The 22,949-nt window shown below is 50.2% G+C and carries 18 protein-coding genes; 7 read left to right on the top strand and 11 right to left on the bottom strand.

The window, feature by feature from the left end; genetic code table 11:
* Positions 1 to 162: 162 nt before the first annotated feature.
* Complete coding sequence (locus tag CRO57_RS00495; RefSeq protein WP_280176170.1) at positions 163 to 2,313, top strand: hypothetical protein; 2,151 nt, start codon at positions 163 to 165, stop codon at positions 2,311 to 2,313.
* Between the two features lie 26 nt (positions 2,314 to 2,339).
* Here CRO57_RS00495 and CRO57_RS00500 read toward each other — a convergent pair whose 3' ends face one another.
* Positions 2,340 to 4,040, bottom strand: coding sequence for a P-loop nucleotide/nucleoside kinase family protein (locus CRO57_RS00500; protein ID WP_097151460.1), 1,701 nt, complete (start codon positions 4,038 to 4,040; stop codon positions 2,340 to 2,342).
* Between the two features lie 235 nt (positions 4,041 to 4,275).
* On the opposite strand from CRO57_RS00500, the gene CRO57_RS00505 reads away from it, so the two are divergent.
* Entirely contained in the window at positions 4,276 to 4,647 is a 372-nt protein-coding gene (locus CRO57_RS00505) for a hypothetical protein (RefSeq protein WP_097151461.1), read from the top strand.
* A gap of 270 nt (positions 4,648 to 4,917) precedes the next feature.
* On the opposite strand, the gene CRO57_RS00510 is transcribed toward CRO57_RS00505, so the two are convergent.
* Complete coding sequence (locus tag CRO57_RS00510; protein ID WP_097153113.1) at positions 4,918 to 7,644, bottom strand: bifunctional acetate--CoA ligase family protein/GNAT family N-acetyltransferase; 2,727 nt, start codon at positions 7,642 to 7,644, stop codon at positions 4,918 to 4,920.
* Positions 7,645 to 8,295: 651 nt separating this feature from the next.
* Here CRO57_RS00510 and CRO57_RS00515 point away from each other — a divergent pair.
* Entirely contained in the window at positions 8,296 to 10,338 is a 2,043-nt protein-coding gene (locus tag CRO57_RS00515; RefSeq protein ID WP_097151462.1) for a methyl-accepting chemotaxis protein, read from the top strand.
* A gap of 145 nt (positions 10,339 to 10,483) precedes the next feature.
* Here CRO57_RS00515 and CRO57_RS00520 read toward each other — a convergent pair whose 3' ends face one another.
* From CRO57_RS00520 to CRO57_RS00540, 5 genes are all read right to left on the bottom strand, one after another.
* Positions 10,484 to 11,320 carry a universal stress protein gene (locus CRO57_RS00520; protein WP_097151463.1) on the bottom strand — a complete coding sequence of 279 codons (837 nt, stop codon included), beginning with the start codon at positions 11,318 to 11,320 and terminating at the stop codon, positions 10,484 to 10,486.
* 296 nt (positions 11,321 to 11,616) lie between these two features.
* Positions 11,617 to 12,774 (bottom strand): acyl-CoA dehydrogenase family protein, encoded by a 1,158-nt coding sequence (locus tag CRO57_RS00525; RefSeq protein ID WP_097151464.1) that lies wholly within the window; start codon positions 12,772 to 12,774, stop codon positions 11,617 to 11,619.
* A gap of 284 nt (positions 12,775 to 13,058) precedes the next feature.
* Positions 13,059 to 13,559 (bottom strand): ClbS/DfsB family four-helix bundle protein, encoded by a 501-nt coding sequence (locus CRO57_RS00530; RefSeq protein WP_097151465.1) that lies wholly within the window; start codon positions 13,557 to 13,559, stop codon positions 13,059 to 13,061.
* A gap of 85 nt (positions 13,560 to 13,644) precedes the next feature.
* Positions 13,645 to 14,202: a 16S rRNA (guanine(966)-N(2))-methyltransferase RsmD gene (rsmD, locus tag CRO57_RS00535; protein ID WP_097151466.1), complete on the bottom strand. Its 558-nt coding sequence runs from the start codon at positions 14,200 to 14,202 to the stop codon at positions 13,645 to 13,647.
* Positions 14,203 to 14,313: 111 nt separating this feature from the next.
* Positions 14,314 to 16,407, bottom strand: coding sequence for a pseudouridine synthase (locus CRO57_RS00540; protein ID WP_097151467.1), 2,094 nt, complete (start codon positions 16,405 to 16,407; stop codon positions 14,314 to 14,316).
* Between the two features lie 67 nt (positions 16,408 to 16,474).
* Between CRO57_RS00540 and CRO57_RS00545 the strand changes: the two genes are divergently transcribed.
* Complete coding sequence (locus CRO57_RS00545; protein WP_210200718.1) at positions 16,475 to 16,966, top strand: nucleoside deaminase; 492 nt, start codon at positions 16,475 to 16,477, stop codon at positions 16,964 to 16,966.
* Positions 16,967 to 16,975: 9 nt separating this feature from the next.
* On the opposite strand, the gene CRO57_RS00550 is transcribed toward CRO57_RS00545, so the two are convergent.
* On the bottom strand, positions 16,976 to 17,752 hold the full coding sequence (locus CRO57_RS00550; protein ID WP_097151468.1) for a sulfite exporter TauE/SafE family protein: 777 nt from the start codon (positions 17,750 to 17,752) through the stop codon (positions 16,976 to 16,978).
* 181 nt (positions 17,753 to 17,933) lie between these two features.
* Here CRO57_RS00550 and CRO57_RS00555 point away from each other — a divergent pair, with 181 nt between their 5' ends.
* Positions 17,934 to 18,854 (top strand): alpha/beta fold hydrolase, encoded by a 921-nt coding sequence (locus CRO57_RS00555; RefSeq protein ID WP_244579982.1) that lies wholly within the window; start codon positions 17,934 to 17,936, stop codon positions 18,852 to 18,854.
* Positions 18,855 to 19,129: 275 nt separating this feature from the next.
* Here CRO57_RS00555 and CRO57_RS00560 read toward each other — a convergent pair whose 3' ends face one another.
* On the bottom strand, positions 19,130 to 19,642 hold the full coding sequence (locus CRO57_RS00560; protein ID WP_097151469.1) for a hypothetical protein: 513 nt from the start codon (positions 19,640 to 19,642) through the stop codon (positions 19,130 to 19,132).
* A 206-nt stretch (positions 19,643 to 19,848) separates the two neighbouring features.
* Here CRO57_RS00560 and CRO57_RS00565 point away from each other — a divergent pair, with 206 nt between their 5' ends.
* Positions 19,849 to 21,018 (top strand): hypothetical protein, encoded by a 1,170-nt coding sequence (locus CRO57_RS00565; RefSeq protein ID WP_141401142.1) that lies wholly within the window; start codon positions 19,849 to 19,851, stop codon positions 21,016 to 21,018.
* 27 nt (positions 21,019 to 21,045) lie between these two features.
* Here the strand turns inward: CRO57_RS00565 and CRO57_RS00570 are convergent, their stop codons facing one another.
* Both CRO57_RS00570 and CRO57_RS00575 read right to left on the bottom strand, forming a co-directional pair.
* The gene (locus tag CRO57_RS00570) at positions 21,046 to 21,264 is read right to left on the bottom strand and encodes a helix-turn-helix domain-containing protein (RefSeq protein WP_097151471.1); all 219 of its coding nucleotides are present in this window, start codon (positions 21,262 to 21,264) and stop codon (positions 21,046 to 21,048) included.
* Between the two features lie 12 nt (positions 21,265 to 21,276).
* Positions 21,277 to 21,891, bottom strand: a complete 615-nt coding sequence (locus CRO57_RS00575) for a hypothetical protein (protein WP_141401143.1) — start codon at positions 21,889 to 21,891, stop codon at positions 21,277 to 21,279.
* 258 nt (positions 21,892 to 22,149) lie between these two features.
* Between CRO57_RS00575 and CRO57_RS00580 the strand changes: the two genes are divergently transcribed.
* Positions 22,150 to 22,830 carry an outer membrane protein gene (locus tag CRO57_RS00580; RefSeq protein WP_097151473.1) on the top strand — a complete coding sequence of 227 codons (681 nt, stop codon included), beginning with the start codon at positions 22,150 to 22,152 and terminating at the stop codon, positions 22,828 to 22,830.
* The last annotated feature ends 119 nt before the right edge of the window (positions 22,831 to 22,949 follow it).

Consider the following 22,949-nt stretch of genomic DNA (forward strand, 5'->3'; position numbering starts at 1 on the left):
CATCGCTCAATAGTCAAAGAGAGCTCATCAAAAGTAGAAATTAACCTTTAAACAACCATGTTTCGTTAGGGTCAGCATGGGCGAGGGTGCGGCTAAGGCATTCTGATATTAGGGAAAATACTAGGTCGTGAGGTCAAAATGCTGGAGCTCATCCAGTTCTTTATGTCCATAGCGGGAATTGCGATCCCCCTAGGATTGCTTCTTATCATGGCAGGACGTGTGCGGTATCGAAACGAACTGGATACGCTGGTTCGTATTACGTCTGCATTCGGCATCACGATTGCGGCATTCTGGCTGATCGGTCATAGCCTCTATTCTTCTCCTAGTCTTTGGGGATTTGTAGGTTGGAACTGGGGAGCCATCGACCATTATTCCAACAGCATGACGAATGGTCTAAATCTGCGAACAATTTTCCTTTTTGCGATACCGTCAATATTGGTGGCGTCTACGATGGCTGAGCGAGGTAGATGGCTGGCAGGCAATATTCTGGTAGCGATTGTCGCCGCATTCATTTTCCCGATCGTGGCGCATTGGGGCTGGCACAATAGTCACAATAGCGAAGGTTGGTTGATCACTCGCGGATTTATGGATTCAGGTGGCGCAGTCGTATTCTTTGCAGCGGCAGGATTTGCTGCTCTGGCGGCATCCATAGTTATTGGTCCTCGCATGATGCGGTTCCCCGATCAGGCTTCCCGCCCGAGAGGGCATAGCCCAACATTCACATTTCTGGGAGCAATGATCCTCATTATCGGCTTGGCCGTCATGACCGCTGGTCAGCATAATCAGGCTGCACTCATGTCCGAGGCCTTTCTTCATGTAGTGATTGGGTCTACGTTTGCAGGAGCGGCAGCTCTTGGGCTTTTGATCATGTGGCCTGAACGGGTTTCCGCCATGGATCTGCTCAATTCCAGTTTGGCCGGGGGGATCGCATTGATTGCTTTCGCCAGCAAAGCCAGCCCCGCCAGCGCAGCTCTTGTTGGCATGCTTGCTGGTGCCATGGGAATTGGTTTGCGCAATATTCTGATGCAGCTGGAAATTGATGATGTAGGGGATCTGATTTCGTCCTCTATTGCAGGCGGCGTCCTGGGTGGGGCCATTGCTCCGATCATGGTATCTGGAGAGAGAGGGGATCTGCTCAACAATCTCTTTCTGCAATGGCTGGGCATTGCTGCCATATGCCTATGGGCATTTCTGTGCGTTTGGGCAGTTGCCAAGGTGCTTGATCAGGTCTTTGGCATGAGAGTGGATCCGGCTGATGAAGTTCGTGGCCTGTCTTTTGCCAATTTTGCAATGCAAAGTGAACCCGATTACGTCATTTCATATATGTCACATAATTCGATTCTGGGCTCTGCCACGCAAAAGGATAGCGGCGAGGAACTGGGACGGCTCTCAGCAGATGTAAGCAACAAGGTTGTCAATCTGCGCAACGAAATTCGTAGGGCAATCAATCGTATTCAGTCGACGTCTCCCGATGCCAAACTGGGAGCTGCCATGGCGGCCCGGATGCGAATGTCCGATGATACATTGCGGGTCAATGCCGAAGATGTTCTGCTTTTGCTTGAACGTGTTCTTTCTCGCGACAATGCTGCAGGTTATGGACCGGAGCTGCGTAGTTGGTCTATCGAGGCGATTGAATTGCTGCTTGTTCCGACAATGTCGGATTTGGAGCAATATATCCGCCATATGCCATTGCAGGCCGAGCTGGAAGAATTGGAAGCGATGGTCATCGGCGCAACTGATTCCATCTCGCGCTGCGCCCATCAGATCGAAATGGTGGCTGATTATTGTGATGCAGATAGCGATGGCTTCTTTGTTCGTGATCATACCTGTGATTTATCTGCAGTTCTGCGAGAACGTAGCAAAGTGCTGTTGGCATCTGCAGAAATTCGCAACAACCCGTTGCAGGTAGATCTGCGCGACACAGAGCATCTGATTGTAAATGGTGATGCCAAGGCCCTTTCGAGAATGATTATGTTGTCCGCAGAAGGAGCCTTCAATCGCCTTGTGGCAGGAAGAGGGGATCCGGTACGTCTGGAGCTTCGCGAGCATATTGGTGGCGACCATATCCTATTTGAATGCATCGACACAGGTGCCGCTCTCTCCTCGCGTCAAGTCAGAGCAATCACCAGCCCATTTACGGCGATTGGCTCTCTTGGCGACTTGGGCTTTGCACAGATTCTGCCCTTGATTTTGGCAACCCGATTGATTGAGGCAATTGGTGGCGAGTTTACTTTGTCGAGTGAGCATGGCTTGGGAACCTTGATGCAAGCGCGATTACGCAAAGCCCGGCAGTCAAAGTCGGTCGCTGCCTGACAACACAGGATATGATGGATCTGGGTTTAATGCAGAATGCCTGGAAAGCCACGATCACATGCTTTGCCCAGCAGACCGTGAGCACGATGTAGCATGTCTTCTATTTCCATGGATGCATCCAAAATTGTCCAGCCAGCTTCAGCTAGCCGATTGGATTTGACGGTTTCCTTGTTATCAGTGAGCCATATCGGAACCAATACTGCTTCTGTTGCAACGGCAAATTGGCCCATGGCATTGAGACATGCAGGATGCAACGCACCCCATTCCAGCAATACAGAGAAATTGGCTTCCAGGCCGTAGCGTGCTTTTTCGAGCATATATTCATGGACCAGATCATAAAGACCTGCTTGATGGCGTGTCTGCTGATGACCGCTGGGATCAAGAAGAGTTTTCTCATGATTCGTGCTTAGCCACAGTCCACCGGGCATGCGCCCCAAAGCAGGGGATAATGATTGTGCAAATTCGGTTTTCATCTTGCTGTCAGGGCCACCCAAGACAATTAGTATCTTGGGCTCTTCCAGCAAGCTTTCCATTGCTGTTCGCACAAAGCCTTCAAAGGCAGAAGCCAAAGAACAGCGTGCACCGGACCGACAAGCTTCATCTATCGGACAAATGGCGAGCGCTCGGTCAATTGAGCGTACAAACATCATCAGACTCAGAGCCCGTAGACCATCCAGATTGCTATTGTCCAGAAGGGAGCCAAAATAGCGGGAGAAAATCCAGTTGCTCGCTTCGCGCTGACCCTGAGACCACAGATCGATGAGCAATCCTGCAATATCAAACAGGCAATCGCCACGTTGTGGTGAGTTGTCAACAAGACGAGGGTTGATCAGTTGTGGTACGCCATCTTGGGAAACAAAATTGGCAAGACGCATGTTGCCATGAAGTGCTTGTACCTGTCCATGCCGAGCGCGCATATGCAATAGAGGTTTGAGTTGTTCATTCAGTTGCAGTGCCTGATCAAGACTGGCTTTCAGACCGCGTAAACCAGGTTGTGGGGCGAAAAGCTGCGGACGTTTGCCAAAGCTCTTCAAATGGGCCTCTAGCCACTCCCCCCAATTTTCCTGATCATAGCTGGTTGACCAACTATGTAGGTCGACCAGATATTGAGCCAGTGAACAACAATCATCAAGCGACAGATCTTCCAGTCCACCAATCTTGTCAAAAGTCTGATTGTAGTCATACCGCTGCATTTGAACCAGCCAATCAATCAGCACCCATCCCTCAGGAGCTTGGAAGCCATCAATCTGCTGCACGCCTTCTCCCAGTTTCAGAGTGTTTGGCCCTCTCAATACTGGCCGTAAACAAAGATAGATTCCAGGACTGGTGGTCTTGCCAAAATTCAACTCTGCTTGTGCCAGAATACCGCGCTGGGCAACATCAAGCTCATCGCGACATCCCATGGGACGACTGCGGCGAATGCGATAGGTATGCTGTTCCGTGAAGTACAGGATACTGTCGACCAGCCCCAGCCGGTCTACACTCGTTTCAAGCCCATAGCTTTTTGATTTACCGAGAAACACTAGTGTTTCCTTCTGATCATCAAGGGGGCAGGGAGGTTTGGATGGCTCGCTTGCTTCTGGCAGTTCAAGTGGACAGGACAGGACATTTTTCGACGATGTGTCCCTCTGATTTGCATCAGTGATATGATTGACAGGCGAGCCCATGGTTGGTCTTGGTCCTTTGTTTGGAGCCTGCACCTTGCCGATAAAATGTCTATTTGGCATTGATTGAAATCAAGATTCCTGAAGGGCTTTATGACATACTATATCCAGTTATTCAGTTCATTATCCTGTACTGCTTTTCCTGCATTGAGAAGATGACACCGAGGCTCTGATGCTGGGTTCGCATGTCTGCAATGATGAGGGGCAATTGAGGGTGATGTCATGCAGTCTGCTGTTGTTGTAACGGGCAAGCAGTGATGCTGATCAGACACAGACCAAGGGAGGTATCGTTTTATCCATGGCTGATATGAAGAAAATCCGTCTGAATTTGGCGCGTAATCATGACTACCCCAATGGAAGTGCCGCCCATGGCTACGAGTTTGTTGCGCCATTGGATGAGCAAGGACATATTGACGCAAGCCTCTGGAAAATTAACCGGGATCAATGCCGGGTACATCGCTTCTGGCAAGGTGAAAGCGACGAATATGGTCATCTGATTCACCGGCCCGGCGGGTCTTGGGCGTTTACTTATGATATTGATGGCGATGACGATGATGAGGCGGGATATCGTTTCGGCCTTCATGCCTTCAAACCCGGAGAATATGTCTCTATCAAGGATGAAGATGGGGATTTATATACCTTCACAGTGGTGACTGTAGAGCAGTTGTAAGGATCGATATTTAATAGGTAATAACAAGGAGCTAGAGGGAAAGGGCAAGCGAGATCAAAGACGCGGCGGATTTGGTCTGAGTAATCAATCACGCTATTCGTCCCCGAAAAAGCGGTCCCCATTTGATTACTCTTCCTTTCTCAAAAGATGACCCTGTAGGTCTTGCGGCCTGCAGGGTCATTTTTATGTATGCATTCTCAAATGCTAGAAAAAAGCCCAACTTCCATCCGAAAGGAGGGAGGTCAGGCTTTTGGGTATTTTGAGGTCTTGTTATTGCTCCATAGCTTTTTGGGTTTCGCAAATTCTTTGCGAGATGTTTGGAACCTTGAATATCATGCGAACCAGATCTTCATCGTCCGGGTCGGAATGAGCTTCGAAACCCAGAGCTTCACACATGGAGCGCATGGTGCGGTTCCCACGCAGAACTTCACCGGTCACGGTGTTGAAACCGTCTTTCTCGGCAAACTGCAGGATCAGCTTCATCAGCTTCCAGCCAAGGCCTTGACCTTTGAGGTCAGATCGCACCATCACGGCATATTCGCCGTCGTCATGGTTGGGGTCACCATGCAGACGAACGGCGCCCAACATGTTGCCGCTATCTTTCTCAATGGCGATGAAAGCCATGGAGCGGGCATAGTCAAGCTGGGTCAGTTTGGCAATGAAGGCGTGATTCATGGAGCGGGCAGCAGAGAAGAAACGAAGTCGCAAATCCTCGTCTGTTACCTGTTCGAAGAAGGGAGGATAAAGCTCTTCATCTTCAGGGCGAATTGGCCGAACGAGGACAACGCGTCCATCCTTGAGTTCGATTTCATGCTCCCATTCAGCAGGATAAGGTTTGATCGCAAAGCGTTTGTGCGGATGACCTTCCTCTGCTGATGCGATACGTACTCTAGCGTCGGTAATGATGCTACCCGCATGATCGGCCAGGATCGGATTGAAATCGACTTCCTGAATTTCAGGGAAGTCAGCCGTGATCTGGGAAAGCTTGACCATGATCTTGGCAATGGCTTCGCGATCAGAGGCCGGACGGTCTCGATAACCACCCAGCAGTCGGTTGACACGCGTTTTCTCCATCATGTCCCGTGCGGATAACATATCCAGCGGTGGCAAAGCCAAAGCCTTATCCCGGATCACTTCTACCGCGGTGCCGCCACGACCAAAGACCATGACCGGTCCCCAGAGTTTATCGACCGTCATGCCGCCAATCAACTCGATGGCATGTGGTTTGCGGATCATCGGATGAACCGTCACACCTCTAATATCTGCATCCGGCACAGCATCAGCTGCCCGTTCCATCACCTCTTTGGTAACCTTGGCCACCAGTTCAGAGCTGTTGAGGTCCAGCACTACACCACCAACATCAGATTTATGTTGAATATCAGGGCTGTCAATCTTAACGACAACCGCGCCAAATTGCTCAATAAGCGGTTTGGCAAGCTCGGAAGCCTCTTCTGGATTGGAAGCTGCTCGAGCTGCTGCTATAGGCAGATCATATGCTTCCAGTACTTTGGTGATCTCAACGGCATTCAGCCATTTTTTTCCCTTGGCAAGGGCTTTTTCAATCACCTTTCTTGCAGTCTCCAAATCCGGTTTTACTTCCGGCAAGGCAGGAGGCATGCGCATCAGAGTCTTCTGGGCTTCCATATGCTTGACCACATACATGAAGCCGCGAATTGCGTCCGCCGGAGTTGGGTAGTGCGGAATACCAGCGCTCTCGAAAATTTCGGAGATCTTGTCATCACCACCAAGCCAAGCTGCAAAAATAGGTGGGCGACGCTTGCCCTGCTTTTTACGCTCTTCCATTACCTCTACAACAGCACGAGCTGCATCTTCGGTTGATGCAAGAGCGGTGGGGCAGGCCATGGCAAGAACAGCGTCGCTGTTTTTGTCATCCATACAGAGATTCAGCGCAGCCTTATAGCGGTCAGCGCCAGCATCACCAATGATGTCGACCGGATTGGCACCGGACCATGTGGCAGGAAGAACCTGATTAAGTGCTTCAATGGTCTCATCGGATAATGTAGCCATTTGGCCGTTATGGTCGACCAGATCGTCAACAGCGAGAACGCCAGCACCGCCACCATTGGTCAGAATGGTCAGTTTAGGGCCTTTAAGTTTGCGGACATGGGTAAGCGTTTCAACTGCATCAAAAAATTCATCCAGATCGAAAACACGCAGCAGGCCTGCGCGTTCGAATGCAGCATCATAGACATTATCTTCGCCAGCTAAGGCGCCTGTGTGGGATGCTGCGGCTTTGGCACCATCAGCATGGCGGCCGGATTTGATCAGAACAACTGGCTTTGCACGAGCAGCAGCGCGGGCAGATGACATGAACTTGCGAGCATCCTTGATGCTCTCGATATAGAGAAGAATAGCACGCGTATGCGGATCCATGGCGAAATAGTCAATTAGGTCACCGAAATCGACATCGGCTTTGTCACCCATGGAAACAAGCCCTGAAAAGCCGATATTATGTTTCTCGGCCCAGTCGACCACAGATGTAACAATAGCGCCTGATTGTGACAGTAGTGCCAAATCTCCCGGTTTTCCCGGTAGATGACAGAAGCTGGCATTGAGGCCAGCGCGAGGTGACAGCACACCCACACAGTTGGGACCGACAATGCGCAAGCCATAGCGAGCAGCAATATCCAGACATTCCTGCGATAGGGAGCCTTCGCCGGAGCCAAGACCAGCAGTGATCACCACTGCACCGCGTGCGCCTTTTTTACCCAGATCTTCAATCGTTGCAGGAACAAATTGAGGAGCGACAGCAATAACGCCGAGATCAACTTCGGTTTCCACGTCGGCAAGCGAAGAATGCATGGGCAGTCCTTCTGCCTCGCCTCCTTTGGGATTGATCAGAATCAACTTGTCTTGATAGGGGCCATCCAAAAGATTGCGCACCAGAATATTACCAACACTACCCTCGCGCGCACTGGCACCAATGATGGCGACAGTCTTTGGGGCAAAAAAGACGTCTAGATTGTAACTGCTCATTCTATCCTCGGCCGCCATGCTGTGCCTATGGGAGGATAGGCCGACATGGCTTTGTCTGAATACCGGTAAAATACCGGTAATCCGATCTGAAACGACAGGCCCGTTTCCATAAAACGGGCTTTGGCAAATCGACTCTAGAGGGGATTTGCGACTTTTAGGTAAAGTAGCCGCAAGTTTTTATCTTTGATCTATGCGGTCTTTCATCTCTGATCTGGATGGATTGTCACAGATAAATGTGAATAGCAGCTATGCATATTACGCAGAGCTCCGGAGCGGACAATCAGGGCCGGTTACCTGACGGCTGATCCAGTTATCAAGTGTTTACATCCATTACACAAATTTCCGCAATCTGAGATATTTGTTGCGATAATGAGTACCTGCTATTGGATGAAATATAAGTAGATATACTTTAATAAAGAGTGTGTGCGATAGCAGTCATATTTAAAGTAATAAGTAATTTAACTGATATTCTAAATACTAACAAAATAAGTAATTCTATGTATGAATTCAATAATTACTTGGAAATACAAAGGGATGAATTGAAGTATTAAATGGCTGTTAACTTAGCCCGGAGCACGATGTGGTTGGTGAGGTATAACCTTTTGACTAAATCATTTCAGGTCGGGTTGGGTACGAATAGCGGGTAAGGAAATGAAACTTTCTATCACACAAAAAATTCTGGCAGTCTTTTTGGCTGTGCTGGTTCCCATGATGTATTTCGTCGTAAAGGATATCAGCACAAACTCGACACGACTGAGCGAAGCCAAGATGGTCAGCTCCGTTATTGAAGTTGCGCCTTCGATTAGCGCTGTTGTCCACGAATTGCAAAAGGAGCGCGGCCAGTCTGCAGTTTTCATTGGCTCCAAGGGGCAGAAAATGACTGCCAGCCTGCCGGTTCAGCATGGTGATAGTGATCAGGCGATCAAGCATATGCATACAGCGCTTGCAAACGTGAGCAAAGAAGAGGCTGATCGACAGTTTTTGGCGCAATTGGATAAAGCAAAGAGCAAGCTGCAAGATCTTGACGCTATACGCAATCAGGTCAATGGTCTGAACACCTCTGTGCCGAATATGGCCAAATACTACACTGTGACAATAGCAAGCCTTCTAAATGCAATTGATCAGTTGGGAAATTTGGCAACCGATGCCGAGATGGCTTCAGCTATTCATAACTATTCCTTCTTCTTGTGGGGCAAGGAAATGGCGGGTCAGGAACGTGCGATGGGTGGCGGCGGTTTTGGAGCTGGTGAGTTCAGTCAGGCTCTGTACGGCAAGTTGCTTCAGTTGGGCGCCCAACAGGAAACATTGTTCAATCTGGCTCGTAGCAATGCTCCGGAAAATCTGCAGAGCAAAATGAAGGACATCTTCTCAAAGCCGATTTTTACGACAGTTCAGGATTGGCGAGAAGTGGCGTATGCCGGTCCATTTGGTGGATCGCTGGAAGGGCATAGCGGCCCCGAATGGTTCGCGCTGGCGACACAGCGTATTGATCAATTGAAGGTGGTTGAAGATGCTTTCGCTGCTGAAGTCGTGACAGAGGCTCAAGTGTCTTCCAGCCAAGCCTTCAATGCAACTGTGATTAATTTGGCCGTAGGTATGGCAGCCCTGCTGTTGGCAATGAGCACTGCGTTCTTTGTAATTCGCGGTATGAATCGTTCGGTCCGTTCGCTGGTCTCCGATTCCAAGCGCTTGGCTGCAGGGGATATCTCGGCAAGCTTTGATGTCGCGAGACAGTCTGATGAACTGGGTGAAGTGGCACGTTCGGTTGTTGTTTTCCGTGACAATGTTCGCGAGCAGAAAGAACTTCAGATCCAAATGGATGACGAAGCGGCCAAACGTGAGAAACGTACCCGGTATATTGATGATCTTATCAGCTCGTTCGACTGTGGCGTACAGAATGTTCTGGCCAAAGTAGATGACAATACATCTATCCTTGGAAATAGTGCGACTGAATTGACGGATGTGGCGACCACGACCCAGCAACAGGCCAGCAATGCTACACATGCTTCAGAAGAAGCATCCAACAATGTCCATTCCATTGCGGCAGCAACCGAAGAATTATCTTCTTCGGTAGGTGAAATCCACCGCCAGGTTGATGAGGCACAGAGCTTTATTTCCAAAGCCAGCCACATGGCAGACAACACCACCACCAAGGTGCAGTCACTTGATCTTGCAGTGCAATCAATCGGCAAGGTCATGACCCTTATTCAGGATATTGCCGAACAGACCAACCTTTTGGCGTTGAATGCGACAATCGAGGCTGCCAGAGCTGGTGAAATGGGCAAAGGGTTTGCTGTTGTGGCATCTGAAGTCAAAGAACTGGCCAATCAGACCTCCAAGGCAACCGAGGAGATCGACCGTCAGATTTCCGAGGTTCAATCGTCCACCAATGAAGCAGTCTCCGCTATCGAGGAAATTGCGGAAATCATGACCAAAGTGGATGAATTCACCGCCGGGATCGCAGCCTCTGTGAACCAGCAAGGTCAGGCTACCAATGAGATCTCCAGCAATGCGCAGTTGGCTGCTGGCGGAACGCAAGGTGTAACCGACAATATGTCTACGGTGACACAAGCCGTCGATCAGACCAGCCAGTCTGCAAATGATGTACAGCAAGCTTCCGGAGAATTAACCGATCATGTGGGCAATTTGCGCCAGGAAATTGCAACCTTTCTCACCAAAGTGAAAGCAGCTTAACCCAAGGCAAATATGAATGATTTAAAAGCCGCCTATTCATGAGCGGTTTTTTTCAATGCCGGTTTTGGTGGCATGGATAATAAAAATCGGCTCCACATTGTGGAGCCGATCTGATTTTCAAATTGAAGAATTACTTCAAGATGCTTTAGTGAGCCATGATGCATGGCACTGTCATCGCCTGCAGCATGCCACGGGTCGCACCACCCAGAATGAATTCACGGACACGGCTATGTCCGTAGCCACCCATGACAACCAGATCAATGCCATTATCGGAGATATGGTTGAGCAGTGCATCAGCAACGCCTGAGGATGGGGCAGGGATCTTCTCGACAGACACCTGTACGCCATGGCGAGAAAGATAAACCGCCAGATCCGCACCAGGGTCACCTGGTAGATGCAGCTTCTTGGCTTCCACCATCACGATCTGAACTTCGTCTGCCAGCTCTAGAATTGGCATTGCAGCATGAATGGCGCGTGCAGCAGTTTTGGAGCCATCCCAAGCCACCATGATCTTCTTGGCGGAGAAGGCCTCGGTGCCAACATAAGGAACCATGAGGATCGGACGACCGGAATCGAACAGAGCAGCTTCGATCAGATCGGTACGGAGCGGCTCCGGACGATCTGGATTGTCCTGACCGACAACGATCAGATCACACATACGGGTATGATTGACAAAGGTCTCCAACGCGCCAGGGGTAACATCCATGAGGCGGGTTTCGAACTTGGTGCCAACACGATCTGCATATTCGGCAAAGCGTTCCAAAGCAGAATGTGCTTTTTCGTCGGCACGGGTGCGTGCATCGGAGATATACTGATCTGGCACAGGCTGAACCATCAGAGCCGGCACAATCGGCTCAACCAATGGTGCAATGCCGGTGATGTGGGCATCGAGCTTTTCAGCAATCTCATTTGCGATCTGGATCGGAGCGGTTGTCAGATCGGTTTCGATATCCAGCAAAGTTACAATATCTTTGATTGCCATCGTCTGGCTTCCTTCCCTTTAGGCCCTAGAATTGTGACCTGATGATTGCCTCCATCAATCTTTGGCTGGGCAATCCATTGTCATTCAACGGTCCAAGTCCCGCATGGTTACAAGACCGGTCTTCAACTATATATGACCAAATGTCACAGCTAATCGCTTTGATTGGGATCAAGCCCACGCTGTTTGTTTGAAAAAAACGAAACGGGATGCTTCGTTGAGATGGTCGGCCTTGTTAGTTTTATCTATTTGGCCATAAAAATGGCGGCTGAAACAGCCGCCAAATATTTGATCGGATGTTAGCGATAGTCCGCCAATGCTTCTCTTGCGATAATCAGGCGCTGAACTTCAGATGTGCCCTCATAAATGGTGGTGATGCGCGCGTCCCGGGCATAACGTTCCAGAGGATATTCCTTAATATAGCCTGTACCACCATGCAGTTGCAAAGCAGTATAGGTGGCTTTTTGGGCGGCTTCTGTGGCATGGAGTTTAGCCATGGATGCGGCCTTGGCAAACGGCTTGCCTTCGTCTTTCAACCAGGCGGCTTGCATCAGAAGAAGTCTTGCTGCTTCCAGTTCGGTTTCAACATCGGCAATCATCCATTGCAGGCCCTGCATGTTACCCAGCTTGGTGCCAAACTGCTCTCGCTCCATGATATAGGCTTTGGCACGGTGCATGGCTTCCAAGCCGAGGCCAAGTGCCAAGGAGCCAATGCCAATACGTCCTCCTGCGAGCTCGCCTACGGCAATGCGAAAGCCGTCATTTTCCTTGCCCATCATGGCCGAGGCAGGGATACGGCAATTCTCAAAATGCACTTCGTTGGTGGCAGAGCCGTGCTGGCCCATCTTCTTTTCGGCTTTACCGATAATCAGACCGGGGGTGCCTGCTGGCACAAGGAAACAGCTGATGCCTTTGCCTTTCCTGGCATCCTTGTCCGTCACAGCCCAGACAACAAAGATACCGGCAAACTCGGCTGAGGTAATATAGAGCTTGGAGCCATTGAGGATATAATCATCACCGTCTTTGATAGCGGAGGTTTTCATGCCAGCAGGATCAGAACCAGCTCCAGATTCGGTCAGACAGAAACCACCTGCGGAATATGTGCCATCGCATAGTTTGGGCAGATATTCGTTTTTCTGCTCGTCCGAACCAACGGCTTGAATCACTTCTGCCACCATATTGGTAACAGATGTGGTGACTGCAGTTGATGCGCAGGCACGGGAAAGTTCCGTGATGGCTAACGAGAAGCTGATGGTGCCCGCTTCTGTACCACCATACTCAGCTCCGACATTCAGTCCCATGAAGCCATTTTCTGCCATCTCTTTGAGATTTTTGAGAAACTCGTCGCGGCCGCCACCCTGATCCAGTTTTTCCGCCAGAGGCTCCAACCGGTCGGCTGCCAGTTTGGCTGCAACATCACGGATCATTTCCTGTTCTTCACTAAGCGCAAACTGCATGTTTCTCTCCTGGGAATAAGTCCATTGCCAGCTGAATTGATTGCAGAAATCTACTCTCCTTTGACGTTTACGTCAAACAATCCTTTGGGAGAGGTTTGAAGTAGGACGGAAGGAGACACACAGATAAAGTGCGAATGGGAGATTACTTCTGTTGCTTGATCAGCTTGCGTACGTATTTCGCGGCAGATCGGTAATGGGATGCACCACTGGCTTCGGCCCAGTGTGCTTTCCCTGCGTGCTCCTGCACGCAGGATCAGAATTCACACCCCTAAACATGCGCTGGGCTATTTCTGTTGTTTGATCAGCTTTCGCACATATTTTGCAGCAGATCGGTAATGGGATGCACCACTGGCTTCGGCCCAGCGCCCCAAGGTCCAGTTGTTCATCCATGAATAGAGCTTGGGTGTGTAAAGCAGATCATCATCACTGACTTTGATGAAGTCCAGAAGCTTGTCATGCCCTGCGTGAAAGTCGCCTAAAACCTGCTCCCAACTTTGATCTCGAGACGCTTCGATCACACCTGCATTATAAGCTTTGAGCTGGTTCCATTTGTATCCCGGAGCAGGGGTCTGGACATCTTCTCCGGCCAAGCCGCTTTCGTACCAGACAAAGAAAAGGGAGAGCCAATGAGCGCGATGAGCTATGGTATCCTTGATGGATTGCTGATCATCCGGTTCGAGGTAAAGAGCTTGCTCCTCACTGATTGAAGAGAGCAATTTATCAAGTTTGGCAAATTCTAATTCGGTGGCCGCAATAAGATCATCCCGGTTGATGGCAGCAGGCATGGAAAATTCCTTCGTGAGAATGCAATATCCTCACGATAACCCAAGCAGCGAGCAAATGCCTGATCTCTGTCAAAGAACGGAGAAATTAGCCCGTATAACGCACAAAGGTCAGCTTGCTATCGCCATAGGTACGCTCTTCCAGCACTTCAAAGTCAGCAGGGATTGCCAGTTCAGCTTTGGCATCTTCTTCCCAGATGCACAATGCATCTTTTGCAAGCCAGCCTCCTTGCGCTGCGCTGGCGAGCGCTGCTTCGCCCAAAGATTTGCGATAGGGAGGATCGAGGAAAACCAAGTCGAAGGGGGCAATGGTTCCTGCTGATCCAAGCTTGGTTGCATCACGGCGTAGAATTTTGGCGACACCATTGAGACCGAACGCTTCCATATTGGAACGGATCAGACCACGTCCTTCCGTGCCTTCTTCAACAAAGGTGACATGCTCGGCTCCGCGAGAGAGTGCCTCGCAACCAAGAGCACCTGTCCCCGCAAACAGATCCAGCACTCGAGCGCCATCAACCACGTGATCATAGCCATGGGCGAGAATATTGAACAATGTCTCGCGAACCCTGTCGGTCGTAGGGCGAATGGCATTGGTTTTTGGAGTTGCCAAAGCCTTGCCTTTGAAGCGGCCACCTACAATGCGCATATTCTGGATCCTCGTGGTCTGATAAGTGTGTTCTGCATAAAAAGAAACCCGCTCCGAGGCAAGCCCGGAGCGGGATTAATATGCACTTAGCAAAGAGCCAACTTACCAGGCTTAGTCGTTGCGACGTCCCGGACGACCGCGAGGACGGTCACCAAAGCGATTGCCAGAACGGTTATCGGAACGGCCTTCAGAACGTCCCTCAAACCGTCCGCCATCTCGACCACCCGGTTTGCCACGGGTTGGACCGGCCTTGTGAGGTTTTTTACCACCACGCTTTTCAATGCGGGCATTTGGATCCAGCAAATCAGTCTTTTGAGGCTTACCACCCACACGACGAGAGCTCTTGCCGGAGACTTTCTTGCCGTCCGCTCCGTCTTCACGGAAGGTGAAGCTGGTGCGGCGCGGGGCTGTTGGATCAAACGGCTTGCGCTCTGCATATTTGCTGTCACGTGCATCAAAGTCGCGATCACGGGATCCACGATCCTTGAAGTCGCCCCGGTCACGATCTCCGCCGCGATCTCCAGCACGATCATTGAAATCGCGGCTGCGATCATCCTTGCGATCCTTGCCACCAGAAACAGCACGCGCCCCTTCCTTGGCGGACAAATATCCACCTTTGGCACCACCGCCAGAACCTTTGCGCTCTCTCTTTTCCTTGGCTTTGGGTTCTTCCTTTGGCATCTCTGTCAGGATTGGCGCATCGAAGTCGGCTCCAGATTCTGTGACCAGACGTTCGCCGAGCTGATCGCGCAGCACACGGCCACGGACTTCATTGACAACACCTTCATCCAGATCCAGAAGTTGGAAAGGACCATAGGAAACACGGATCAGGCGGTTTACATCTAAACCCAAATGGCCAAGAACCTTCTTTACTTCACGGTTCTTACCTTCGCGTAGTGCTACGGTGATCCAGACATTGTCGCCCTGTTCCCGTTCCAGCTGGGCGTCAATGGCACCATAGAGAACACCATCCAGTGCAATACCATCAGCCAAAGTATCCAGCTGTGCTTGTGTCACCTTGCCATAGGCGCGTACACGATAGCGACGCAGCCAGCCAGTGCTTGGCAGCTCCAATACGCGTGCCAAGCCACCATCATTGGTCAGTAGCAACAAACCTTCGGTATTGATATCCAGACGACCAACGGTGATGACACGAGGTAGGCCCTCAGGCAGCTTTTCAAAAACGGTTGAGCGACCTTCAGGATCGGACGTTGTGGTCACCAAGCCACGTGGCTTGTGATAGAGCCACAGGCGGGTCCGCTCACGCACAGGCAAGGGCTGGCCATCTACCAGAACTTTATCATGAGCCTTGATATTGATCGCTGGAGTTTCCAGAACTGAGCCATTGACGCTTACGCGGCCAGCCTTAATCCAGTCTTCAGCATCACGGCGTGAGCAAAGACCGGCACGAGCCATGATCTTGGCGATACGCTCACCTTCTTCCAACGCACGGGTGGGCGGGGTGTAGCTTGGGCCCTTCGGCTTGTTGGCGTCGTGCCCTGTAGCTTCAATGCGGTTCGGGCCTGGATTGTCGCGGCGTTTATTGAACGGCTTTTTATCGCCGTATCCACGATCATCGCGGCGCGGACCACGTCCTTCGCCATATCCACGATCATCACGATGCGAGCCACGGCTGTCGTTATCACGATTGTCACGGCGTGGGCCACCGCGGCTTTCATCATCGTGAAAATCCCGACGTGGCTTTCTGTCTCCAAACGAGCGGTCATCACGGCGTGGGCCGCGACCATCGTTGTCGCGATTGTCACGACGCGGACCTCGACCTTCGCCGTCGCGGAATTCACGGCGTGGACCACGACCACGTTCATCAGAGCGATCTCGATCGCCAAAATTTCGTTTTTTGTTGAATTCGCTGCGTTGTCCGCGTTCACCGCGCGTAATCTCGCGCTCCTCGCGGTTTGGCTTGCGGGCATCGCTATTGGGGCTCCAGCCATCACCATCGCTTCTGGCGCGACGGGGCCGGTCATCATCCCTGCGATCCCGTTTCGGGCCGGATTTGTAGCCGTCGCCCTTGAAGGACTTAGCCTTGAAGCCGCCCTTTTTAAAACCATCTTTGCCAGACTTGCCCGCAGCATCGCGGTTACCTGACGTGAATTTACGGGCGCCATCGCGGCGCGCGTTTTCGGAACCCTCTGGCGACCTCGCGTCGGCAGAACGGCGTCCCTTGTGAGCAGATTTACGTTCCATGGCGACAGCCTTTATCAAATACGCTATCAAAAGGCGAGAAAAATCCGCAAATGAAGGCAAATTGCATATGAGCCATGCGAAAAGCGCAGAGCCCAACGGCAAAAGCTCCGGTAAGAGTAAGGACTTCATGGCTGAAGCTCTTCATGAGGCCGAACTCGCCAAACAGCGGGGCGAAGTGCCTATTGGAGCAGTGCTGGTTCATAAGGGGGAGATCATTGCCCGTGCTGGCAATCGCACCATCGAGCTACATGATCCGTCTGCTCATGCCGAGATTCTGGTGATCCGTGAAGCCTGCCAAAAGCTAGGAAGCCAACGCCTTCCGGATTGCGATCTTTATGTGACATTGGAACCATGCCCCATGTGTGCAGCAGCGATTTCCTTTGCCCGTATTCGCCGCCTGTATTTTGGAGCAGGGGATGTGAAAGGTGGTGCCGTAGAGAATGGCCCATGTCTCTATCATCAACCCATCTGCCATCATGCACCAGAGGTTTACTCCGGCTTTCGCGAAAGCGAATGCGCAGCCATTTTGCAGGATTTTTTCAAGGAAAAACGCGACTAGGATATGGGGCTAAATCAGGCTGACCAATCCCCGAACCAAAATGAGCATGCCGAGCCCCAGATTGGCCAGGAAGAAGATCCGTCTGAAGTTGGCTTCACCCAACCCTTTGCGGATTTTGGCTCCCAGTTCCATGCCGATCAAGGCTGGCACGATGGCAAGCAGGGAATAAAGACCCAATTGCTCATCCAGAAACTCCAGATTGCCCAAGGCAAGGCTCAGTGCCAACGTACTGGTTGCGAAAAGAATACCCAGCGCTTGCACCAATTGATCGCGCTTCAGTCCGATGGATTGCAAGAACATGATGCCCGGCACTGCCAATGCGCCTGTCATGCCGATGCTGATGCCGTTGGCTGTGCCAAGCACGGGGCCAACCCACCATTCATGAGGCTTTGAGATGGAAAGATGCAGTCCGCGTAGGCTTAGCAAAGCATAAAAGGCGAGACTTCCACCCAGAATGACTGTCAGAAGTCCCATATTGAATTGCACCAAGGCTTGTGCGCCCACAAAGACCATGGAGAAAACCAGCAAATAGAAAAGCCATAATCGACGAAGCAGCCAACGCCCGTAGCCACCACGAAGGGCCTGCCAGATATTGGTGACAAAGGTAGGTGCAAGAAATAGCACCAGGGCTGTGTGCAGATCGTGGAACAGAACCACAAGCCCGACCGCGACAGTCGGCAGGCCCATGCCGATTACGCCCTTGACGATGCCTGCCAACAGGAAAGTCAAGAGAATGAGAAGCAATAAAGGCCAGTCGAGGACTGTATGGAGGAGGGCGTCAATCATAGGCGCAGTATGCAAAATTGTGTGCGATAGGAAAGGCTATTCTGATCTGGTTTTGCGCGCTATCATGAAACTTGTGCTTTTGACCGCTTGCAACACATCAAAAGCTCGGCCAGTCTAGTTTAAAACAGCCCCACCGCTTATTGCCCACATTCAAATTATCTCAAGATTTAAGAGTATCACCATGAGCAATCATTCTGACTATGCTGCCCTGAAGGATATGTTTCCCGGATTTGAAACCCGAACTATTCAGGTGGGAAGTCAGGAATTGTTCCTTCGTGTGGGCGGTTCTGGTCCGGTGCTGCTATTGATCCATGGCTATCCGCAAAACCATGTGTGCTGGCATAAGATTGCTCCAATATTGGCAGAACATTTCACGCTTATTCTACCGGATCTTCCCGGTTATGGCAGAAGCTCGCATCCGGAAGATGATGAGAATTTCCTCAATCATTCCAAGCGTGCTATGGCGAGCAGTCTCGTACAATTGATGGAAGAGTTGGAGCATGAACGCTTTCTGGTTGCTGGGCATGACAGAGGTGCGCGTGTTGCTTATCGCATGGCGCTGGATCATTCTGACAAAGTAGAGAAACTTGTCTGCCTCGACATCACTCCCACGTTGGATATGTGGCAGGGCATGAATGCGCCCAAGGCTATGAATGCCTATCATTGGCAATTTCTGGCACAGCCCTATCCATTACCGGAAAAGCTTATCATGGCCGATCCGGCCTATTATCTTGATCACACCATTGCATCATGGGCGAAAAGTCGAGATCTCAGTGCTTTCGATCCAAAGGCCATGGATCACTATCGGGCAACCTTTGCCACGGAAGAGCAGGTTCACGGTGCCTGTCAGGACTATCGTGCAGGCTGGGCAATTGATCAGGAGCTGGATGCCAGGGATCGGGAAGAAGGACGAAAGATCAAAGCTCCGACTTTGGTGATTTCCGGCCCTGCCAGCAAGACATCGGACTCCAAGGCTCAGCAAAGATTATGGGAGCAATGGTGCGAGAATATCGACTGCCAAACCGTTTCTGCGGGACATTTCGTAGCTGAAGAAGCCCCAAGCGAGACACTGGATCTGCTCCTGCCTTTCCTGAAGAGCTAGGCTCAGGACCCATTAATTAGGCACATTCTGCGAGGATGATTTTGTCCATTGGCAAGGCGTGAAGTCGCGACAATGTGGTGCATTTTCACGATTTTACAACGCAACCAATGGGAAAAAGTGCCTCGCCCTTCGGGTTTGCCCTGAAGTATCCATCTATCGAACCAATGACTGCAAAAAGAGAACCACTCTGATTTTGTCATTGATTCTTCTATCTGAATACTTCAGAGCGAACAGAATGTGCAGAATTAATGAGTCCTGAGCCTAAACACGTGCCTCTATTTCCCGGGGACAGAATATTTGCTGGCAACAGTTTCTGGCCAGGCACCAATTGGAAAGAAGCTCTCAAGACCGGGCTCTGAATGGCTTACTCCCGCTTCCAACTTGTAGCAGCTTAAACGGAAGTAATTATCCAGATCCGGCTGCCACAAACAGGTGGAACTCCATTTGTTGTTTGCCTCGACAAATCGCAGGACCGCGCCTTCGCCGGGTGGATGAGGGATTTCAAATTGTCCAACGGCGGATGTTGTCTCGTCACCGATCCGCAGTTTCATGACAATGTTGTTTTCCATCGTTTTGAGACGAGCACTTCCGTTGTAGGGCGTACCGTTATCCGGATGTTTTCCAATCAAAAGATAGTCGCCTGCAAACGCATCAGGAATGATGAGTGTTCCGCCTATGCTCAGTGAGTGATCGTCGGAATCTGGCTCTTTGATCTCTTCAGCGAAAGCGAGCGGAGCAGCTAGCCCAATGATGATGAAAAGATATAAGCGGAGCTGAGAAAAGCGCATAATGGTATTTTTTCCTTCAAGTATTTGAACCTTTGGAGCCGTGCTGGCGTCTCCTAATAAACATCTCTTACCAATAGCTCTCGATTTTTGAGCGTCAGTTTGGCTTTGTTATGACTTTTCTTTTGCTCTTCTTGTCAGGATTTGCATGCATTGCTTTTGGCCGATGGGGACTTGACACACCCGTTGGGCAGGAGATGTTTCCCGAAATGGCAGGTATAATTCCTGCATTGGTGCAAACTTTGGGCTACGGGCTGCTGGTGCTTTCAGTTGTGGTGCCACTTAGTTCCAGATTTTTTTTTAAGAAAAAAGCTGGCGATCGGGAGCATGGACCCAAGTCTGTATCGATGGGTCCAAATTACTGGTGGCGAGCCAATTATGCGCTGGTCATCCTGCCATGTTTATTGGTGATCTGTTTTCACATCCTCTGCATTTTGACAATTGGGGTCGACGGGCTTTCGGTTCTCGCCATCTGGTTACAGACATCATATCTGACCTGGTTGGCGCTGGTTGTTGCTATTGTGATGATCATTTTTTCGACAATACTCACTCTGGATTTTTTGAAAGTCCATTATGTCGTCAAATGGGGGAGTGAGGTTTCTTATCTCTTTCTGGGTCAGGATCTGGATAACAACTCTCTATTTTTGCGTGCCGGTGTATCCAGCCATGATCCACTTGTCATGACGAACTCCATCTATGATCAGAACAAATGGTTCTTTGATCGCTTGTCTGATTTGGAAGAAAGAACTGTGATCCGCTATGGGCACCGGCAACAAGATCTTCTTGGTCTTGATGAATTGACGGCCAAGCAAACCATTATGTTTCTATTTGTGCAGGCATTCCTCATCGCGACGGTCAGCATGATTGCTCTCTTTGCAATCGGCACATATCTCGAACTGCGCTTGAGCATCCCGGCAGCAGAATCTGCCTTGATGACCGCCATTCTGTGGCTTAAGAGCGGCTATACCATTGAAATAGTTGGTGTCATTTTGACTTTGCTGCTGTTATCAGGCGCTCTGATCCGTGCAACGACACATGTTCAGGAACAACTGCGCGAGAGACTAGCTCATAGAGTGATCGAAAAATTGCCAGCGCGATTGCAAATGGGTGATGATGTTCTTGGTGAGATCACGGATCATTCTGTGGAGCAAGCAAGCACCAGGACGCGCGAGCGGGCTAAGCGATCACATTGCAACCTGCTGGTAAAGTTCACCCGGATTTATGATGTGGCCATTTATTTACGGGTGAGTATACCGGATAGTCTTGAAAGCCGAAGGTGGCTTAAAAAGCTCGATGTTGCCATGCCCTACAACCAGCTTTTTGTCTTGCGCGATGATTTTACGATCTGGCCCAAAGATCTTGCTGAACCGCAGCATTGATGCATTTTGAGATGGTTGAAGGGACGCTCAATTTTCATCCTCATCCGGTTGATAGACCAGAATATCGCCCGGCTGGCATTCCAGAACTTCGCAGATCTTGTTAAGCGTCTCGAAGCGTACGCCTTTGACTTTGCCGGATTTGAGCAAGGAAACATTCTGTTCGGAAATGCCAATCAATTCAGATAAAGCCTTGGATTTCATCTTCCGCCGAGCGAGCATTACATCCAGTTCAATGACTATGGCCACGAGTTAGCCCCCTTAAATGAACTGCTTGTTTTCTTCATCGATCACGGCAGCTTCTCGCATCACCCAACCAAACACAATGAATAGCACACCAAAGAACATGAACAAAAGTTCGCCTCCACTGAATTCAATGGACACCTGCCTTTGTCCTTCTGGCAAATCATAAGTGCCTACGACGGTCGTAAGTGGCACTTCCAGAATCACAAAAATGCCGAAAATCAGAAACCAGATTCCCGCTCTGACCATATCGGATAATGTCTCTGCAGCAAAAAAGAGATGTCTCTGAAATGCACTGAATAATTTGCGAACATACCAAAGCGTAATCAAAAAGGCACCCAATAATGCATCGCCGATGAGCGCCAGTATCGCTCTCTGACCAAACCCGAGATCTCCATAGCGACGTTCCGGCTCTATATAGTCAACTGTCTCTTCGAGTATATCGGCAAAATCCAGACCCAGCAGTCCGGCGAGATAGACAACCCCAATGATGGCAAAGAATGCCATGAAAAGGGTCAAAGCCCATTTCATAACAGCGCTCAAGCGGGAAATCCGGGCCAATCGTTTGGTTTTCTCCATGCTGGTATTCATTACATTCGGACTGGCTGTCGTGTTTTTCCTCAAAAAAGACATGAAGGCTCTCTCCATCCAGAAAATAAAGCGATTCCCGCTTGATAACTCATGTTTGCCCCAGACATTCGCTGCTTAACAAGTCAGGTGTCCGAGAAAATTTAAAAATATTTCTTGACTTACAAATCAATATATACATTTTAAAAATTATTGTAAAACGATAATAAATATATTTTTTAGGTATATTCATTATCGAGTGCATGAGTGTAATTAAACGGGGCGATATACCTCCCAATCGTACGTCCCCGTAAGGAGAGAGTGATGAACCAGCAGAAACGATTGCTGAAAAAAAGCCTGCTACCATCAATGGCTTTGCTTCTCGTAGCCATGACAAATACCGTCTCTGCAGCTGACCTGCCCTCTATGCCAGGTCTGTATGATCCGTCAGGACCCAAGCCTCAATTCAGTTGGGAAGGCGCCTATGTAGGTGCCCAGATTGGCGCGGGATTGCTCGCCAGTGAGGTCAAGTCAGGTGGTGCTAAGAGAACCTTGAAAGATGGAAGTGCTGCAGGCGGCGTATATGCGGGCTATAACTGGCAGTTCTCCAGATTTGTTCTGGGTTTGGAAACAGATGTAAATCTGAACGCGAACAAGAAAACGGGGACGGTGGGCTCTCTTGGCAATGTATCTACCAAAACATCTTGGAGTGCAGGCATCAAAGGCCGTGTAGGTTTGCCCATTGATCGCTTCATGCCGTATTTGAGCCTCGGTGTTGCAGCATCGGACTATCAATTGACCGCCAAAGGCCAGAGAAAGAAAACCAATGTTGCAAGTCTGACACTGGGTGCTGGTCTGGAATATGCTCTGACCGATAAAATTCACCTCCGGGCCGATTACAGCATCAGGGGGTTGGATAACAAGACGCGTAACTTTGCTGGTACAGCGGTTAAAAACACCGCCGGATCACAGCAGTTGATGATGGGTTTGTCCTATAAATTCTAGACGACACATCCTTATCACTCACAAGGTCGGAGAAGATGCCGCGCTATGTCGAGCAGAATCTCCGACCTTGATGAAACAATCGGTCAACGAGAATATGGCCTGAATTTGGGACAGGATAG

It is taken from the genome of Cohaesibacter gelatinilyticus (assembly GCF_900215605.1).
Classification (GTDB): domain Bacteria; phylum Pseudomonadota; class Alphaproteobacteria; order Rhizobiales; family Cohaesibacteraceae; genus Cohaesibacter; species Cohaesibacter gelatinilyticus.

What these genes read in the sequence shown, in the direction of transcription:
- CRO57_RS00495 (WP_280176170.1), top strand. Translation starts at nt 163, where the DNA reads ATGTCCATAGCGGGAATTGCGATCCCCCTAGGATTGCTTCTTATCATG.
- CRO57_RS00500 (WP_097151460.1), bottom strand. Translation starts at nt 4,040, where the DNA reads ATGCCAAATAGACATTTTATCGGCAAGGTGCAGGCTCCAAACAAAGGA.
- CRO57_RS00505 (WP_097151461.1), top strand. Translation starts at nt 4,276, where the DNA reads ATGGCTGATATGAAGAAAATCCGTCTGAATTTGGCGCGTAATCATGAC.
- CRO57_RS00510 (WP_097153113.1), bottom strand. Translation starts at nt 7,644, where the DNA reads ATGAGCAGTTACAATCTAGACGTCTTTTTTGCCCCAAAGACTGTCGCC.
- CRO57_RS00515 (WP_097151462.1), top strand. Translation starts at nt 8,296, where the DNA reads ATGAAACTTTCTATCACACAAAAAATTCTGGCAGTCTTTTTGGCTGTG.
- CRO57_RS00520 (WP_097151463.1), bottom strand. Translation starts at nt 11,320, where the DNA reads ATGGCAATCAAAGATATTGTAACTTTGCTGGATATCGAAACCGATCTG.
- CRO57_RS00525 (WP_097151464.1), bottom strand. Translation starts at nt 12,774, where the DNA reads ATGCAGTTTGCGCTTAGTGAAGAACAGGAAATGATCCGTGATGTTGCA.
- CRO57_RS00530 (WP_097151465.1), bottom strand. Translation starts at nt 13,559, where the DNA reads ATGCCTGCTGCCATCAACCGGGATGATCTTATTGCGGCCACCGAATTA.
- rsmD (WP_097151466.1), bottom strand. Translation starts at nt 14,202, where the DNA reads ATGCGCATTGTAGGTGGCCGCTTCAAAGGCAAGGCTTTGGCAACTCCA.
- CRO57_RS00540 (WP_097151467.1), bottom strand. Translation starts at nt 16,407, where the DNA reads ATGGAACGTAAATCTGCTCACAAGGGACGCCGTTCTGCCGACGCGAGG.
- CRO57_RS00545 (WP_210200718.1), top strand. Translation starts at nt 16,475, where the DNA reads ATGAGCCATGCGAAAAGCGCAGAGCCCAACGGCAAAAGCTCCGGTAAG.
- CRO57_RS00550 (WP_097151468.1), bottom strand. Translation starts at nt 17,752, where the DNA reads ATGATTGACGCCCTCCTCCATACAGTCCTCGACTGGCCTTTATTGCTT.
- CRO57_RS00555 (WP_244579982.1), top strand. Translation starts at nt 17,934, where the DNA reads ATGAGCAATCATTCTGACTATGCTGCCCTGAAGGATATGTTTCCCGGA.
- CRO57_RS00560 (WP_097151469.1), bottom strand. Translation starts at nt 19,642, where the DNA reads ATGCGCTTTTCTCAGCTCCGCTTATATCTTTTCATCATCATTGGGCTA.
- CRO57_RS00565 (WP_141401142.1), top strand. Translation starts at nt 19,849, where the DNA reads ATGGCAGGTATAATTCCTGCATTGGTGCAAACTTTGGGCTACGGGCTG.
- CRO57_RS00575 (WP_141401143.1), bottom strand. Translation starts at nt 21,891, where the DNA reads ATGTCTTTTTTGAGGAAAAACACGACAGCCAGTCCGAATGTAATGAAT.
- CRO57_RS00580 (WP_097151473.1), top strand. Translation starts at nt 22,150, where the DNA reads ATGAACCAGCAGAAACGATTGCTGAAAAAAAGCCTGCTACCATCAATG.